General features: G+C 50.6%; 13 protein-coding genes. 9 read left to right on the forward strand and 4 right to left on the reverse strand.

Annotated features, from left to right (window positions below):
* Positions 1-150: 150 nt before the first annotated feature.
* Complete coding sequence (locus ABWH99_RS10920) at positions 151-333, forward strand: hypothetical protein (RefSeq protein WP_375586306.1); 183 nt, start codon at positions 151-153, stop codon at positions 331-333.
* Between the two features lie 157 nt (positions 334-490).
* Here ABWH99_RS10920 and ABWH99_RS10925 read toward each other — a convergent pair whose 3' ends face one another.
* Positions 491-772 carry a hypothetical protein gene (locus ABWH99_RS10925; RefSeq protein ID WP_375586307.1) on the reverse strand — a complete coding sequence of 94 codons (282 nt, stop codon included), beginning with the start codon at positions 770-772 and terminating at the stop codon, positions 491-493.
* 382 nt (positions 773-1,154) lie between these two features.
* A complete protein-coding gene (locus ABWH99_RS10930) occupies positions 1,155-1,958 on the reverse strand; it encodes an XRE family transcriptional regulator (protein WP_375586308.1) in 804 nt (267 codons plus the stop codon).
* A 70-nt stretch (positions 1,959-2,028) separates the two neighbouring features.
* On the opposite strand from ABWH99_RS10930, the gene ABWH99_RS10935 reads away from it, so the two are divergent.
* From ABWH99_RS10935 to ABWH99_RS10945, 3 genes are read left to right on the forward strand one after another with little or no spacing between them, the layout of a single operon-like run.
* Positions 2,029-2,772, forward strand: coding sequence for an ImuA family protein (locus ABWH99_RS10935; RefSeq protein ID WP_375586309.1), 744 nt, complete (start codon positions 2,029-2,031; stop codon positions 2,770-2,772).
* Positions 2,765-4,255: a DNA polymerase Y family protein gene (locus ABWH99_RS10940; protein ID WP_375586310.1), complete on the forward strand. Its 1,491-nt coding sequence runs from the start codon at positions 2,765-2,767 to the stop codon at positions 4,253-4,255. Before ABWH99_RS10935 ends, ABWH99_RS10940 begins: the two co-directional genes overlap by 8 nt.
* Positions 4,256-4,294: 39 nt before the next feature.
* On the forward strand, positions 4,295-7,504 hold the full coding sequence (locus ABWH99_RS10945; protein WP_375586311.1) for an error-prone DNA polymerase: 3,210 nt from the start codon (positions 4,295-4,297) through the stop codon (positions 7,502-7,504).
* Between the two features lie 389 nt (positions 7,505-7,893).
* Here the strand turns inward: ABWH99_RS10945 and ABWH99_RS10950 are convergent, their stop codons facing one another.
* Positions 7,894-8,505, reverse strand: coding sequence for a Uma2 family endonuclease (locus ABWH99_RS10950; protein WP_375586312.1), 612 nt, complete (start codon positions 8,503-8,505; stop codon positions 7,894-7,896).
* 234 nt (positions 8,506-8,739) lie between these two features.
* Between ABWH99_RS10950 and ABWH99_RS10955 the strand changes: the two genes are divergently transcribed.
* Positions 8,740-10,260 (forward strand): hypothetical protein, encoded by a 1,521-nt coding sequence (locus ABWH99_RS10955; RefSeq protein ID WP_375586313.1) that lies wholly within the window; start codon positions 8,740-8,742, stop codon positions 10,258-10,260.
* A 99-nt stretch (positions 10,261-10,359) separates the two neighbouring features.
* Here the strand turns inward: ABWH99_RS10955 and ABWH99_RS10960 are convergent, their stop codons facing one another.
* Positions 10,360-11,466 (reverse strand): aldo/keto reductase, encoded by a 1,107-nt coding sequence (locus ABWH99_RS10960; protein WP_375586314.1) that lies wholly within the window; start codon positions 11,464-11,466, stop codon positions 10,360-10,362.
* A 568-nt stretch (positions 11,467-12,034) separates the two neighbouring features.
* Between ABWH99_RS10960 and ABWH99_RS10965 the strand changes: the two genes are divergently transcribed.
* The 4 genes from ABWH99_RS10965 (at position 12,035) to ABWH99_RS10980 (ending at position 16,289) form a co-directional block, all read left to right on the forward strand.
* Positions 12,035-12,808, forward strand: a complete 774-nt coding sequence (locus ABWH99_RS10965; RefSeq protein ID WP_375586315.1) for an MlaE family ABC transporter permease — start codon at positions 12,035-12,037, stop codon at positions 12,806-12,808.
* A 4-nt stretch (positions 12,809-12,812) separates the two neighbouring features.
* Entirely contained in the window at positions 12,813-13,559 is a 747-nt protein-coding gene (locus ABWH99_RS10970) for an ABC transporter ATP-binding protein (protein ID WP_375586316.1), read from the forward strand.
* Complete coding sequence (locus ABWH99_RS10975; RefSeq protein WP_375586317.1) at positions 13,556-14,539, forward strand: MlaD family protein; 984 nt, start codon at positions 13,556-13,558, stop codon at positions 14,537-14,539. Before ABWH99_RS10970 ends, ABWH99_RS10975 begins: the two co-directional genes overlap by 4 nt.
* Before the next feature lie 148 nt (positions 14,540-14,687).
* Complete coding sequence (locus tag ABWH99_RS10980; protein WP_375586318.1) at positions 14,688-16,289, forward strand: hypothetical protein; 1,602 nt, start codon at positions 14,688-14,690, stop codon at positions 16,287-16,289.
* The last annotated feature ends 75 nt before the right edge of the window (positions 16,290-16,364 follow it).

The following is a 16,364-nucleotide window of genomic DNA, read 5'->3' on the forward strand; positions in this document are numbered from 1 at the left end:
GTGAGAAAATTGCTTGTATAAAGTGTTATAGATAAGCTTTTTGATGATTGGGATAATGACCCGGTTGACACGTTTGGGTGTTGGGTATTACCTCCCTTTTGTGTAGTTGGCGCTGCATTAGGATGTGCCATTAAAGAAATAAGTAAATAGATGATGAAAAAGATATTAGTTATTCTAGGATTAGCTGCGCTGGGAGTCATTGTTTTTGCTGCGTTAAAAGTCCTTTCTGATCATTACCTGTACGGTTGGGGAATTTTAGTTAGTGCCTTTGTTTTTATAGGCACATTGATTTATTGGTTTATTTTGGTAAACAGGAAAAAGCAGCAAAGTTAAATCAAAATTAAGCCCTAAATTGGTACTACCAAATACTAAAATTTTGGTTAACCACTATCAGGTTGGTGGTTTTAGCGGCAAAAAAAATAGCAGGTCCACTATTTGGAACCTGCTACGGATGAAACGTATTTTGTTAAGAGGTGAATAAACCAATCATTTAGGATTTATTCCTGCCCAGCAACCAGTTAAACCCATAATAGCTTACGTAGAACCAACCTATCCCAGCCCCTATGGAGGTGTAAAAACCGATTTCAAAGGGGTTAAAAGACCCGTAGGATCCAAATGCCATAAATAAAAGGGCCATGGCTACACTCCCGATTATAAATCGATTTTTTAGTTTTTCTTTTTTGAAGCAAATGCTCATGATTTGAGTAGGCTTAGCTAAACGCTGACATAGGCCTTCCTTCCAGGTGTGAATTAGTTGGAAGGCAACTTTCATTCTTTTGACCGGTTAGTTGCAACATGCAATACCAATTACATATTAAATCTAATAACCAATCGCTAAAAAGTCAACATCCAATTCGGTATACAAATGGGCCTGCTATATGGAAGGTTGGTTATAAGGTATTCATTTTGGTTAAAGCCAGGTTTTTGCTATTCTGTTTTAAGGAATGGGCTAAAGCCACATTCCTATCGAGGTAATGTTCATTTAGAACCAGGTTCCTTATAGTCAATGGCCTTTTGCTCCAGCTGCAGGCATCATATATGGAGATTCATTTGTAAAATTATAATCGATTTTTATTCCGAAAGGTGTTCATTATCGACATATCTCGCTGGTATTATCTTAATTCTCCAAGCTTATTTCCTTTTTCCTGAATTCCCTACCCCTTCCTCCCCTTAAGCTCCAGCTGCATGTCCCGGACGGCCCTTACCAGCTGCTTCAGGTCGGTTTCGGGTTCGGGGATCTCTTTGCTGGTATAGGCGTGAAACTTCCAGATCTCTGCTACCTCGCCCACAGGCACCGTAAAGGGCTCAAAGATGGGGTTCAGGGAGCGAAGCAGTAGCTGCCCTTCAGCCTGTAAGGTCACCAATTTAAAAACAAAGTCCTGCTGTCCGCTCAGGATTACCACACATGGGCTGTCCGGTTTTAGGGCCGTCCAGTCGTCCTGGTACCGGGTGATGATGTCACTTCCTCCCGGAATGGGCAGCATGGAATCCCCCACCGTAGGAAATATCCGGTAGGTACCCTGCCGGGGAAGGTTGGGTAGGGAAAAGCGGGGCAGGGAGGCAATAAACTCGGGATCGTTGTATCCGGAAAGGTAGCCCGATTTGGCTTTGATGGGTACGTATTCCACATTTTCCTGATTACCTCTATCCACACTGATGGCCAACACCCGCAGGTTGCCGCCCCGCATGTACACGTCGTTTCCCGCTTCCAGCTCCCGCAATTTCAACTCTCCCAGCGTACGCAGGTCTACCCGTATCAGGCTGTCGATGCTGATACCGAAATAGCTGGAGATACCCAGAAAATCCTCGGGAGCAGGCGCCTTGGTTTGACCGGATTCCAGCGCGTTGAGTTTGGACCGGGTTAGTTCCAGCTCGGCCGCCAGCCCTTGCTGGGTGAGGCCCTTTCGCTCCCGGAGAAATTTCAGGTTTCCCGGAAAAAAGTTTTTTGACTTTTTCATCGAAGTTTGTTAGTATTAGAGTCAACGATTTGATATGAATCGTGTCAAATATACCCATTCTGCGAAAACGATGAAAGGAAATAGTGATAAAATGGATCGGCTGCGGCAGTTAAAGCAGGAAATCATGGCCCTGGAAGGATACCTTCCCCAAAAAGGGCAGCAACCGGATTCCAGGCTGCAGCTGGGTCCCTTGCATGCGGCCTTCCCGGGCGGGGCATTTCCCCTGGCCGCCAACCACGAATTTATCAGCGATACCCCGTCCGAGGCGGCGTCCACCCAGGGATTTTTGGCCGTGATTCTGGGCATGCTTCTGCAAAAAGGTGGATTTTGCCTCTGGTTGGGGACCCGCCCACAGGTCTTTCCTCCCGCCCTGAAGCGTTTTGGGGTAGCTCCCGAACGGGTGGTGTTTGTGAACGTACCCAGGGAAAAAGAGCTGCTGTGGACGATGGAGCAGGCGCTCAGTTGCGAAGCGCTGGTGGCGGTGGTCGGTGAAATCAGGGAATTGGGTTTTTCCGAATCTCAGCGCCTGCAATTGGCAGTAGAGCGGAGCCGTGTCCCAGGCTTCTTGCACCGTCATCAGCCCCGTAGCTTGCATGCCCTGGCCTGTGCCACCCGCTGGAAAGTGGCCCCGGTTCCGACACCCATGTCGACGGGCATGCCGGGATTGGGCGTTCCTGCCTGGAAGGTAGGCTTGATGAAGGTACGAAACGGAAGACCGGGCGACTGGCAGCTGCAGTGGGACGGTCAGGGTTTTCGGGAAGTCTTCCGGGAAGAGAGGCAGGTCGTTACCCAAAACAGCCGAAAGTATGCCTAAGCGTTTTCTATCTCTCTGGTTTTGTCACCTGACTACGGACCGGCTGGCTATTCGACATCCGGAACTCCGGGGAAAGTCCTTCGTATTGGCCGGCAACGAACGGGGTCGGGCCATTGTACAGGCGAGCAGCCGGGAGGCCTTTGCACGGGGCATCCGTCCGGGCAGGGCCGTGGCGGATGCCCGGGCCATTTTCCCGGACATACGGGTCTTTCCCGACAGGCCCGGTTGGGCGAAGCGGCTTCTGTACCGGTTGGCCGAGTGGTGCCTGCAATACACCCCATTCCCCGCTCCTGATCCTCCTTCCGGCTTGATGCTGGATATTTCGGGTTGTCCACATCTCTGGGGAGGTGAATCCGCCTACCTGAGGGACCTGGTATCGGCATTGGAGGGCAAAGGCTACCGGGTACGGGGGGCCATTGCTGACACCATTGGGGCGGCATGGGCACTGGCCCGGTACGGAGAACAGGGCAGCATAGCCGCAGTGGGAGCTCAGCGGGAAGCCTTGCTACCCCTGCCTCCGGCGGCTCTCCGCCTGGAGTCACGAATTCTGGAGGGATTGGAAAAACTGGGTTTCCGGCAAATACAGCAGTTTATCGACCTGCCAGCGGCTACCTTGCGGAGGCGATTTGGGGAGGGATTGCTGCTTCGGTTGGGGCAGGCCCTGGGTAGGGAAGAGGAAGCCTTTCAACCGGTACAGCCCCGGGTTCCGTACGAAGAGCAGTTGCCCTGCCTGGAGCCCATTCGCACGGCCAAAGGGATCGAAATCGCTCTTCGGCAGTTGCTGGATACCCTCTGTCAGCGCCTGAGCAGGGAAGGGAAGGGGTTGCGCAAGGCGGTTTTCAAAGGCTTGCGGGTAGACGGAAAAACGGTGGAAATCACCATCGGCACCGGCCGCGCTTCCCACAATCCTTCGCACCTTTTCCGGCTCTTTGCGCTGAAAATCCCCTTGCTGGAGCCGGCTTTGGGGATAGAGTTGTTTTACCTGGAGGGATTGCTGGTGGAAAAGGTACAACTGCCACAGGAGCAACTCTGGCACCGATCCGGGGATCCGGCTGCGGTGGCAGAACTGCTGGACCGGATAGGAGCCAAACTGGGTTCGGGCCGCATGCACCGTTACCTGCCACAGGAGCGGCATTGGCCGGAGCATTCGGTGCGTCCTGCGCTTTCCTTTGACGAAATGCCCGACACGGGCTGGCCCGATTCGGTGCGTCCCCTGCACCTGCTGCCTGTACCCGAACCCATTACGGTCATGGTGCCCTTGCCCGATTATCCTCCGCTACATTTTACACATAAGGGCAAGTTGGTCCGGGTGGTCCGCGCCGATGGACCGGAGCGCATCGAGCAGGAATGGTGGCTGCAAACCGGGCCGCCCAGGGATTATTACTGTGTGGAAGATACGGAAGGGGGCAGGTACTGGCTTTTCCGGCTGGGACTTTACGGAAAAGGGGAACCCCAATGGTTTTTGCACGGCTATTTTTCCTGACCCCAAGCGATTTATTCAACCTATTGATACCAATAAATCATGCAAGCAACTCCCTACAGCGAATTGCAAGTGACTTCGAACTTCTCCTTTCTGCGGGGAGGTTCGCATCCGGAAGAATTGGTGCAGCGGGCCATTGAGCTGGGGTACGAGGCTCTGGCCCTGACCGACCGAAATACCCTGGCGGGAATTGTCCGGGCACACACGGCTGCCAGGGAATCCGGTCTGCGCTTCATTCCGGCCTGCCGTCTGGACTTGCTGGATGGTCCCAGCCTACTGGCCTATCCCAAAGATCGGGAAGCGTATGGCCGACTCTCTTCCCTGCTCAGCCTGGGCAATCTTCGGGCAGAGAAGGGGATCTGCCACCTGTACAAGGCGGATGTATACGCCCATGCCCGGGACAGCGTATTTATTGCCGTTCCTCCAACTAGCCTGAATACCCACCTGGATTTTGAACCGTCCTTTTATTCTGCTCTGGAGGAATACCGGGAGGCCTTGGGCGATAGCCTTTACCTGGCTGCTGCTTTTACCTATAATGGCAGCGATCAGAAACGGCTGTTTCGGATGGCGCAGCTGGAAGAAAGCCTGGGAGTTCCCCTGGTGGCGGTCAACGACGTGCACTACCATGCACCGGGAAGGAGGGCTCTGCAAGACGTGTTGACCTGTATCCGGGAAAAGTGTACCATTCAACATGCCGGATTTCGCCTGCATCCCAATGCCGAGCGTTTCCTGAAATCCCGGGAAGAAATGTACCGCCTGTTTCGGGAGTACCCGGCCGCCCTTCGCCGGGCGGTGGAAATTGCCGCCTCTTGTGAGTTTTCCCTGGACCAGTTGACGTACCAATACCCAGAGGAAATATGCAGTGAAGGGCGCAGTCCTCAAGAGGAGTTGGAATTGCGTACCTGGGAGGGTGCCCGGGCCAGTTTTGGGGGGCAAATCTCCGAAGCCCTTCGGAACACCATCCGGCACGAGTTGGAATTCATTGCCCGGAAAGAGTATGCTTCCTATTTTCTGACGGTATACGATCTGGTGCGCTTTGCCCGAAAGCGGGGCATCCTCTGTCAGGGGCGGGGTTCGGCGGCCAATTCGGTGGTTTGCTATTGCCTGGGGATTACCTCCGTGGACCCTTCCAAGTTCAAGTTGCTGTTTGCCCGCTTTATGTCCGATGCCCGTAACGAACCCCCGGATATTGACGTGGATTTTGAGCACGAGCGTCGGGAGGAGGTGATGCAGTACATTTACGAAAAGTATGGTCGGGACCGTGCAGGCATTGTGGCCACCGTTACCCGGCTGCATTGGAAGGGTGCGGTGCGGGACGTGGGCAAAGCCATGGGCTTGTCTTTGGATGCGGTAGACCGGCTTGCGAAGTCGGGACACGAACTGACCAAAGAATGGCTGCAAGGCGAGAACGTATCGTCTCAGGGATTCGATCCCCGGGATTCCCATTTGCAAAAAACGCTGCTCCTCACCTGGCAGTACATGGGGTTTCCCCGGCAGTTGGGCCAGCATACCGGGGGCTTTGTGATCACCCGGGACCAGCTTTCCAACCTCTGTCCGGTACTGCATGCACGGATGGAAAACCGCACCTGCATCGAATGGGACAAAGACGACATCGATGCCCTGGGATTTCTGAAAGTGGACGTGCTGGCATTGGGCATGTTGACCTGCATACGCAAGGCATTTGAGCTGGTCCGGTCCCATTACGGCCGGCACCTGACTCTGGCCAATATTCCACAAGACGATCCCCGGGTATACGAGATGATCAGCCATGCGGACACCCTGGGGGTGTTTCAGATAGAGAGCCGCGCCCAAATGTCCATGTTGCCACGCCTGAAGCCCAGGACCTTTTATGATTTGGTGATTGAGGTGGCGATTGTCCGACCCGGACCCATACAGGGAGACATGGTACACCCCTACCTCAAACGACGTAGGGGAGAAGAGCCGGTGGAATATCCTTCCCGCGAATTGGAGGAGATCCTTGGCCGTACCCTGGGGGTTCCCTTGTTTCAGGAACAGGCCATGGAAATTTCCATTGTGGCAGCAGGATTTACTCCGGCAGAAGCAGACGGACTGCGCCGAAGCATGGCGACCTTCAAAGCACATGGCCTGGTAAGTCAGTACGAGAAAAAACTGGTAGGGGGCATGGTGGCCCGGGGCTACCGGGAGGATTTTGCCAGGCGGGTGTTTCGGCAGCTGGAAGGATTTGGCAGCTACGGTTTTCCCGAGAGCCATGCGGCCAGTTTTGCCTTGCTGGTTTACGTTTCCTGTTGGCTGAAGTACCACTATCCGGACGTTTTCGCTACGGCCCTGCTCAATAGCCAACCCATGGGTTTTTACCGACCGGCACAGATCGTCACCGATGCCCGTAAGCACGGCGTGGAGGTAAGGCCGGTGGACGTTAACCGTTCCTTCTGGGATCATGTGTTTGAGGAAAAATCCGGTCAGTACCTATCCATTCGGCTGGGATTCCGGCAGGTAAAGGGCTTGCACGAGCCCGACATGCAGCTGCTGGTGGAGCAGCGGAAAAAGCCCTACATCCATGTCACCGATCTGATCAATGCCGGGGTACCCAAGTCTGCTCTGGAGCGGTTGGCCGATGCGGATGCTTTTCGATCCCTGGGCCTGGACCGCCGGCAAGCCCTTTGGGAAGTGTTGGCCCTTCAGGGCAGGCCCATCGGGGTTTTTACGGGGCAGGTACAGGAGACGCCCCGGGAAAAGGAGGTATCCCTACCAGCCATTCCTCCCATGGAGCAGGTACTCCGGGATTATGCCGCCACCACCCTTTCCCTAAAATCCCATCCCCTGAGCCATGTGCGCGATCAGCTGGCTCAGTTGCGCGTGAGTCCCACAGCCCATTTGGGAAAAATGAAGGACGGGGCTTTTGTAAAGGTTTGTGGCCTGATTACCGTAAGGCAGCGGCCAGGCACGGCCAAGGGGGTGCTTTTCATTACCGTTGAAGACGAGACCGGCTTTGCCAACCTGGTGGTATGGGCCAAGACCTTTGAAAAATACCGATCCATCATCCTGCAGTCCAAACTCCTGATGGTTTCCGGCAAATTGCAGGTAGAAGGCGAAGTCATCCACGTGGTGGTGCGCGCTTGTTACAACCTAAACAAACTGCTGCAGCCCCGTGCAGGGGAAGAAAACCGCAGGTCGGCTGGTAAGGGGGAAGCAGGCAGGGGAGTTTCCCAGCGTCCTTCGGGAGAAAAAGGGCAGCAGGGGGAACTGTTTCCCTCCAGAGATTTCAAGTGAGGGGTGATCACCCCCTTTTTTCCAACGAGCTAAATTGAAATAAATTCCTTGAAAAGGTAATGCTAGTATTTTTTGAAGGGTTGTATACTTTCAGAAATTGGATGTGCTATGTAAAAAAAATTGTTTATCCACGGATTTGTACCCCTGCTTGTGATCCTTTCGTCCCGTTAGGGCTCCTGGTTTACCTATATTCCTAGTAATCCTATCGCTAAATACGGTCGATTGCTTTTCCAAAGTGAGTTCCTGACGATTGGCAAGAATTAGAAATAGCAAAAGCTTTGGAAAAGGAGCTTTAATGCCCCTGGCTAAACACCCTTGAAGCCTTTTTGAGAACCTACTCACTCATTGCTGAGGTGGTAGCCGTAAGCTATCCTATTGTTCAACACATCTTATCTGATGTCCGCAAAAAATGCTTCCAGGTCCAATTCAAATCCCGGTACAGCAGAAGACTTTGCCCAATCTCCGGAGGTCATCAGGCGGGAACTTTGGTACTTGCCTTGTATCAGGGTATAGATCAATACGGTCTGTCCGGCTGCATCCATTAGCCAATATTCCTTGACCCCGGATTCCTCATACACCTCGTATTTATGCTGAAGTTCAAGTTGCTTGTTGCCCGGGGAGAGGACTTCCACCACCAGGTCAGGTGCTCCAATACATCCTCTGTCGTCCAATTTATCGAGGTCACAGACCACACAGATATCCGGTTGTACCACAGTATATATTTTGTCGTCTTTTTTGGATTTGACCGGAAGACGGACATCAAAAGGGGCGATATAGGCCTGACAGGTTTTGCCCTTCAAAAATAGGTTTAAGTCTGTATAGAGGTCTCCGGTCAGTCGTTGATGAATCCTGTTTGGAGCTGCGGCAGCCTTTTTGAATACTTTGCCCTTGATCAGTTCGACCATCTCCTCCATGTCCCAGGACAGGTAATCTGCATAGGTATACCGTCCATAGCTTAAGTCGGGTTCTTTTACGGAAGATTGGACCTTTTCTTTTTCCATACCTGAATATACCAATTTGGAAGCAGACTTTTATCCCCGCATCAAAAAATTCCCGCTTACCTTTGCAGGTTGAATTGTTTTAAATAATTTTCCATACTGGAGATTTCGTTGGGTTTTATTGGCTTTCGCTCTGCTTTTAATAAGGGTCGGTCCAGGACTTTTTTGATTTTGGAGAAGGTTACCCGTTTTTTATTTTGGGGTTTTGGGGAATAAGGTTGAAAAGATACATTCGTGATGAAGATGAAGAATGCAAATGATACGATGCGGCATGTAGCGCTACTTTTAGGGGTACTAGTCCTTGGCCTGTATTCCTTTGTTTCCAATGAAGAAACGAAAAGGGATGCGCTTTTGGAAATGGTAAAGGCATACGCAGATGCCATGATTGAAAAAGGTAGGGATAGCTATGGTGAGTTGCAATCGCCCCTATTCGCAGCAGCACTTGACAGGTCCAATATGACGCTTGGATCAGCAGAAATTTTCGGAGAGATTCAGGGAGTGCGTAAAAGCGACAGGTCCCTGGGGGGTGCCAATCCTCAGGAGGATCGGTCTTTGTATGCGATTCTTTATCAGTTGACCGAAATCACGGCTGATCAAAAATATGCCAGGGAAGCGGACCAGGCGCTAAAATATTTCTTTAATCATTGCCAGAGTGCAGAAACGGGTTTAATGGCCTGGGGAGAGCACCTTTTCTGGGATTTCCGTAGTGAGGCGGTAGGAGGCATAGACATGCACGAGATCAATGGGGAATGGCCATTCTGGGAGCAGTGCTACCGATTGGCTCCGGAAGCAAGCTGGCGTTTCGCATTGGGTTTGTGGGACAATCAAATTGACAGCAAGGAAACAGGAGATTATTCCAGGCATGCGCGCTGGTCAAGTCGTGAAACGTATCAGGGTTTCGAATTTCCCAGGTATGCCGGACAGATGATTTCAACATGGGCTGATGCGTATGTTCGAAAGGAAAATGAAGATAATGCCAGAAGAGAAGAGTTGATTGATGCGATGACTACTGTAGTACGACGCATGGAAGAAAATAGTGAAATCGCCGAATCCGGTTACCTGATCGCAGGAAGGGCAGAGCAGGGAGACCATATCAATGTCGTGTGGCTGAATAATAACCTGGAGATGGCCAGGTGCCTATGGAATGCAGCAGATAAAATCAAACCGTTTGACAGGGAGCTGGCCATCCGTATGGAAAATTTGGCTTTGGAGCAGGATTCCGATTTCCATAGAACAAATCACCTTATTGACGAAGGCGGTGGCTTTACAGTGACCCTTCATGCAACAACAGGAGAGCCCAGGCATCGGTCCATGAATATCCCTTACACGGCAGTTTGGGCTACAGGATATGGGTATTCCACGCATGCAGACTTGGGTAATTTGCTTTTTTCCAGGTATTCGCAACTAAAAGATAGTCATTCCGAACTGGCAGATGCGTACAAAATGCTCATTGTTGCTGCCGCCGAGCAATACCTTTCTGCAACCCCCGAAAAGGATGCGTTGCAAAAGCCGGATGCATTTGCCAATGTAATCCACCTCATGATCAATGCTTATGAGATTACCGGAGCGGAGAAGTTTCTCAGTAGAGCCGCTTTTTTTGCAGATGTAGGAATTGATTGGTTTATGCCGGATGGAAATCCGCTTCCCAGAGCAAGCAATCAACACGATCATTACGAAGCCATCACCGGAGGGCCCGATTTTATGTACGCCCTGCTGCAGCTGTACCATCAGTACAATCGCTCTCAATCTGATGCCTGAGCTCGTCGAAGGTCACACTTCTTCAATCTTTCCTCAATCTGAATCAATCTCTTCCACCCACTCTCCGTCAAGCTTTCTGTTAACACCGCAGCAGCACATTTATGCCGGCCAGGGAGCTTTATCGGAAATCAGTTTTTTATCTACGAGTTCTGCCCAGAAAGCCTGAGGAATGGAGACTTTCATGGCGGCAGCGTTGGCTTTTGCCTGATCCGGATAGCGGGTCCCCGGGATGACAGCAGATACCACTGAAGGGGCCGCTGAAAATTGTAAAGCGGCAGCAATCAAGTCTATTCCATGGCTGTTGGCGATTTCCGTCATTTGCCGCCGCTTTTCCTTAAAGCCTTCCGGCATTTCTCCCCAGTAATTGTACCGGTCTATGCCAGCCAGAAAACCTGCATTCAGCGGTGCGCCCACCACGATGTCCACTCCTTTTTCTTCACATGCCGGAAACAAGCGATCCAGGGCATCCTCGTGGTACATCAGGGAATATTGGGTGGCAGAAAGGCATACATCCGGATTTGCTATTTTAAGGGTTTCTAAAATGGGTTCTATGCGGTTTACACCAAGGCCCCAACCTTTGATCAGCCCTTCTTCTTTCATTTTAGTCAGTTCGGGCATGGCTCCTTTGGCAGCTACCTTAAAGTAATCTTTCCAGTTTTCCTTCATGTCACCATTATCCGGAGAGAGGTCATGGATGAATACGATGTCTATGCTGTTGATGCCCAATCGTTGCAGGCTGTCTTCGATGGACCGGCGCACGCCGGAAGCGCTGTAGTCGTATACATAATCGAATGGGGAGGCATTTTTCCAGGAGTTGTTGCCCGGAGCTTGTTTGGCAGGTTTCAGCAGTCTTCCCACCTTGGTAGCGAGCACATACTCTTCACGCTTTTGATTGTGCAGAAAGCGTCCAAAGCGCCGTTCACTTAAACCCAGGCCGTACCAGGGCGAAGTATCAAAAAACCGGACACCGGCTTCCCAGGCTCCTTCCATTGCCAGTTGGGCCTGTTCATCCGTGGTAGGCCGGAATCCATTGCCTATGGCCACTCCTCCCAACCCGTAGTTGGCAGGCAATTTTACTTTTTTAGGATCCATTTGTCTTTTCTTATCTTTTGAAACAATTTCTCCAAAACCTTTCAGCTGGGGAGACAAGCTTATTGCCAGGCTTGCCTGCAAGGTTTTGTTGATGAATTTTCTTCTGCTTTTCATGGGGCTAGTTGGTTTGATCAATAGGCCTGCCGGGAATACCGATTAAGCGGTACGATCCCCGCTATCAAAATAATGTCGGTGAATGGCTTCAAGAAACGTAAGTCCCTTCAACCCGGATTTTGAATTAATTTCAGTCTGGAATAGAATTCCTGGTGCATATGTCGGGTTCAATCAACTTTAAGAGTAAAAATAAGGGATTTGTAGATGTAAGGCAACCGTTACCTAGCCCAAATGGATACCGATTCACCTTCTTTTCCCGATAAGGGATCGGTTTCCGGAAGCCTCGGAATACGCGAAAAACACCTTTTTTTAACTCCTCAGAAAGCACACAGGTTCGCTGGTTTTGCTTTATTGGAAGAAGTTTTTTCAAGTATTCTTCCTGATTTTGGATTTTTACCTGATTTTTATCATACATTGACTTGACCTTTGCAAAGGCTTTTTTCGGGAAAGTTGATGAATTTGGGAGATGAAATCGATCCTGCCTGCGGATAGGCAGGAGTTCCCCCGATTCTGATCGGAACAAATTATGGCCATTAAAGAACAATTCATAAACACATGAACCCAATGTATGGCACTACTCAATAAACTGAACACGCCTTTCTTTCAGGAGGTAGGCGAAATAGCCCGATTTACGGGCCGTTTTTTTCGGGAAGTCAGTAAGCCCCGACAGGAGTGGGAGGAGTTTGTGAATCAAAGCTATTTTATCGGCTACAAAACGTTTACCCTGGTAGGGATTACCGCCTTCATCATGGGACTGGTTTTGACCATTCAGTCACGCCCTACCTTGGTGGAGTTTGGGGCGGCGTCCATGCTTCCATCCATGGTGTCTGTTTCGTTGGTCCGGGAGATTGCACCGGTGATCACAGCCTTGATTTGTGCGGGTAAAATAGGCTCTGGAATTGGTGCGGAACTGGGATCGATGCGTGTGACCGAACAGATCGATGCGATGGAGGTCTCGGGAACCAATCCCTTCAAATACCTGGTCGTCACCCGCGTGTTGGCCTCCACTGTCATGGTACCCATTCTTTCCAGTCTGGCCATTGCGATTTCCTTGTACGGAGGTTATCTGGGAGCGAATTTGAAAGGAGATGTGAGTTGGTCCTTGTATTGGTACCAGGCCTATAAAGTATTGATTTTTGGGGATTTTGTACCGGCTATGGTCAAGACGGTATTCTTTGGCTTTGCCATTGGAATCGTGGGCTGTTACAAAGGCTATCATTCCCAAAAGGGAACCGAAGGTGTAGGAAGGTCTGCCACCACGGCAGTGATTGTGGCTTCGCTATTGGTGTTTATTTTGGATTTGATCGCGGTGCAAGTTGCCGATGTCCTGGGACTTACCTGATTTTATGGAAAAAGGAAATTCCATCATCGAGGTAAAAAACCTGAATAAATCCTTCGGGCAGCATCACGTGCTTCGGGATTTTTCGCTGGCACTTTCGGAGGGAGAGAACCTGGTGATTCTTGGAAAATCCGGTTCTGGTAAATCCGTTTTGATCAAATGCATTATCCGATTGATCGAACCGGATAGCGGGAGGATTACGGTGCTCGATCAGGATATCAGCTTGCTGGATCAGGACGAAATGGATTTGCTTCGCGCCGATGTAGGCTTTTTATTCCAAAGCAACGCACTCTACGATTCGATGACGGTCCGAAAAAACCTGGAATTCCCACTTCGCCGGCATTGGACGAAGGAGCAGCGTGCGAAGAATGCCGGGTCGGCGGTAAAAGAAGCGTTGGAGGACGTGGGCCTCTTACATACCATTGACATGATGCCGGCCGAACTCTCCGGAGGGATGCGCAAGCGAATTGCACTGGCCCGGACGATCATTCTCAAGCCAAAGGTTATTCTTTACGACGAACCGACCACCGGTTTGGATCCGATTACCGCAAGAGAAATCAGTGAGCTGATGAACCGGATTCAGGAAAAATACAATACCGCTTCCATCATCATATCGCACGACATGAATTGTATCCGAATGACTGCCAACCGTATCATCATGCTGATAGAGGGAAAGAACTACGCGGAAGGAAAATTTGAAAACTTAATCAATAACCAAGACCCCAAGGTGAGGGAATTCTTCGAAGGACTATGAGTACAGATAGAAAATTATCCAATGCGAAGCTTGGCGCGCTTGTGATCGCTGGTTTACTGTTTCTCGTCTTTTCGCTCTACATGATCGGAAGGAATCAGAACATCCTGGGAACATCCATGCATGTGTTTGTAGAAATGGAAGACGTGAATGGGTTATTGCCCGGTAACAATGTTTTGTACAAAGGGATGAATGTAGGCACGGTAAGTGACATCAATGTGTTGGATGAACATACGATTCAGGTGGATCTTCTGGTTCGCAAAAAAATGACGCCCTTTATTCTAAAAAATGCCCGCACTACCATCAATACCGATGGACTGATTGGGAACAAAATTCTGCAGATCCACCCGCAGGAAGGAGATGCGTTGCCGATTGAAGAGGGAGATGTCTTGATTCCTCTGGAGCAAATCGGGACAGAGGACATGCTTCGGCAACTCACTAGCTCGGGAGATTACCTGCAAAACACACTGATAAATCTATCTGAAATCACGGAGAAAATCAACCAAAACCAAAATCTTTGGAATACCCTTTCGGATACGGTGTTGCTGGCGGAGATGAAAGATGCGATTCGTTCGTTTCGCCGAGCAGGGGATCAGGCCACACAGCTGGCCTTGGCCGGGAAGGAATTGCTGGGAAACATCGAAAATGGCGATGGGTTGGCCGGTACGCTGATCTCGGATACGCTGATAACGGCGAGGGTGCAGCGAAGCCTGGCGCAGATTGAATCCACTGGGGCTGAGACACAGCGGGTCCTTCAGCAGCTTAGTCAGTTGATCGGGGGAGTGAAAGCAGGTGAAGGAACTGCCGGCTTGATTTTGGAGGACTCCCTTTTCCGGGCTACCCTGATGCAGACCCTGATGAACCTGGAGTCCAGTACCGAGCGATTCGATACGAATATGGAAGCCATGCGGTCTAATTTTTTATTCAGAAGATACTTCAAAAAGCGGGAGAAAGAGGAAAAGAAAGCAGCAAATCAGCAATGATTGGGATTGATTTTTTCAGGTGGTTCCTTCCCTTGTTGCGTGATGGTTTTCGCATGGTGCCTATCGGTATGCTCGTAGAGTGAAGGAATCCGGCCTACTTTCCTGAGTTTAGGAAAAACAAGGAATATCGAAGGGCAAAACCACAGAAATGCCTATATTTCATCCTGTAAAAAAATACCCGAAACAAGGGGCCTCTCTTGTTGGTAGTGAAACCCAAAATAAACTGCTTTCCATGATCGATAGACGCACCTTTCTTCAAAAATCGACCCTGGCCTCGGCCGGAATGGGCCTACTGCCCACCTTGGCCACATTGCCTGCCTACGCAAGGCCCACTGCGGCAACTGAGAAAATGATCGGAATCCAAATGGGCGGCTATAGTTTCTACGATGAGGGGATGGAAAAGGTATTGGATTTTTTGCGTGATGAGGCAGCTATCAATACCCTGATGATTTACAGCCATACCTATTACAGTGCAGACAATAGGCCTGCCCATGTGCTGGCAAATGACCATGGAATCGATCCGGCCCTGCTGACCAATCGAAAGCTTACTAAAACCTGGGTTCGGCACGATGAGCGGTATTACAAAAACACAACCTTACGGCATTTCAGCCCGGATAGCAGCTACCTGTATGCGGAAAAGGATATTTTCAGGGAGATCCTGCCGCTAGCCAGGCAGCGAAACATGAAAGTACTCATTCGACTGATGGAACTATCCGCAGACAAGGGGATGCAATACATCCACAATTTTGAAAGTGTTCTGACGCGGGATATAGATGGTAAACCAAGCAGTGGGCCCTGTTGGAACAACCCGGACTATAGAAATTGGGTGTATGCAACGGTGGAAGATTTGTTTAATAATTACGATATTGATGGGATGCAGTACGGGGCGGAACGCACGGGAGCCCTTTCCCGCTTGTTGTTTCAGGGCTCCGTACCGGATTGTTTTTGCGAACACTGTCGCAAGCGAAATGAGGGAAAGGGGATTGATTTTTTCCGGGCAAAAGAAGGCTTTACCCGGCTGTATCGGTTTATAAAGGCGGTAGAAGCCGGGACCCAGACGGCGGTAGACACGGTCATGGTAAACGTGCTCAGGCACCTTCAGGAATACCCCGAGATTCTGGCCTGGAACTTCCAGTGGTTTCGGGCCGATGAGGAAATTCAACAGGAAGTGTACACCCGGATAAAAAAGATCAAGCCGGATGCCATCGTTGGAAGGCATGTGGATCATCAGCGATCCACCTGGGATATCTTCTACCGATCGGCCATTACCTACGGGGAAATGGCCACGCATGCCGATTTTATCAAACCGATTCTCTACCACGATATTTTGGGCCCCCGCTTGCGATGGTGGGTCATGGAACGCATGAACGAAAGGGTATTGAAAGACCTTTCCCTGGAGCAATCTCTTGATTTGTTTTATGCCTGGATGGGCTTTGGCAAAGAGGCGCAGGTACCTCTGAATGAGTTGGAGCCGAAAGGGATGGGGCCAGAATATGTATACAACGAGACCAGGCGCTGTGTGGCAAGTGTGGACGGAAAATCCAAGGTAATAGCGGGTATCGGAATTGATGTGCCCTGGCACGCACCCGAAGGCCTGGTTGCCTACCCGAGTGATGCCAAAAGGTTGCAGGAATCGGTGTTAAGGGCCATGGAGGCAGGAGCCGATGGATTACTGGCCTCCCGGGAATACGACGAGATACGGCATTCCAGCTTACGCGCTTTTGGAGAGGCGGTAAGAAAGGTGCAGTAGGTTAAATTTCTTTGCGGCCTGTTGGCTCGAAAGGACGGCTTCGGCAAGTAATTCCGTTAATGGATTGTCCATTAA

It is taken from the genome of Cyclobacterium xiamenense (assembly GCF_042140265.1).
GTDB classification, from domain to species: Bacteria; Bacteroidota; Bacteroidia; order Cytophagales; family Cyclobacteriaceae; genus Cyclobacterium; species Cyclobacterium xiamenense_A.

Excerpts from the sequence above, each read along its gene's own strand:
- ABWH99_RS10920 (WP_375586306.1), top strand. The coding sequence starts at position 151 with ATGATGAAAAAGATATTAGTTATTCTAGGATTAGCTGCGCTGGGAGTC.
- ABWH99_RS10925 (WP_375586307.1), bottom strand. The coding sequence starts at position 772 with ATGAAAGTTGCCTTCCAACTAATTCACACCTGGAAGGAAGGCCTATGT.
- ABWH99_RS10930 (WP_375586308.1), bottom strand. The coding sequence starts at position 1,958 with ATGAAAAAGTCAAAAAACTTTTTTCCGGGAAACCTGAAATTTCTCCGG.
- ABWH99_RS10935 (WP_375586309.1), top strand. The coding sequence starts at position 2,029 with ATGAAAGGAAATAGTGATAAAATGGATCGGCTGCGGCAGTTAAAGCAG.
- ABWH99_RS10940 (WP_375586310.1), top strand. The coding sequence starts at position 2,765 with ATGCCTAAGCGTTTTCTATCTCTCTGGTTTTGTCACCTGACTACGGAC.
- ABWH99_RS10945 (WP_375586311.1), top strand. The coding sequence starts at position 4,295 with ATGCAAGCAACTCCCTACAGCGAATTGCAAGTGACTTCGAACTTCTCC.
- ABWH99_RS10950 (WP_375586312.1), bottom strand. The coding sequence starts at position 8,505 with ATGGAAAAAGAAAAGGTCCAATCTTCCGTAAAAGAACCCGACTTAAGC.
- ABWH99_RS10955 (WP_375586313.1), top strand. The coding sequence starts at position 8,740 with ATGAAGATGAAGAATGCAAATGATACGATGCGGCATGTAGCGCTACTT.
- ABWH99_RS10960 (WP_375586314.1), bottom strand. The coding sequence starts at position 11,466 with ATGAAAAGCAGAAGAAAATTCATCAACAAAACCTTGCAGGCAAGCCTG.
- ABWH99_RS10965 (WP_375586315.1), top strand. The coding sequence starts at position 12,035 with ATGGCACTACTCAATAAACTGAACACGCCTTTCTTTCAGGAGGTAGGC.
- ABWH99_RS10970 (WP_375586316.1), top strand. The coding sequence starts at position 12,813 with ATGGAAAAAGGAAATTCCATCATCGAGGTAAAAAACCTGAATAAATCC.
- ABWH99_RS10975 (WP_375586317.1), top strand. The coding sequence starts at position 13,556 with ATGAGTACAGATAGAAAATTATCCAATGCGAAGCTTGGCGCGCTTGTG.
- ABWH99_RS10980 (WP_375586318.1), top strand. The coding sequence starts at position 14,688 with ATGCCTATATTTCATCCTGTAAAAAAATACCCGAAACAAGGGGCCTCT.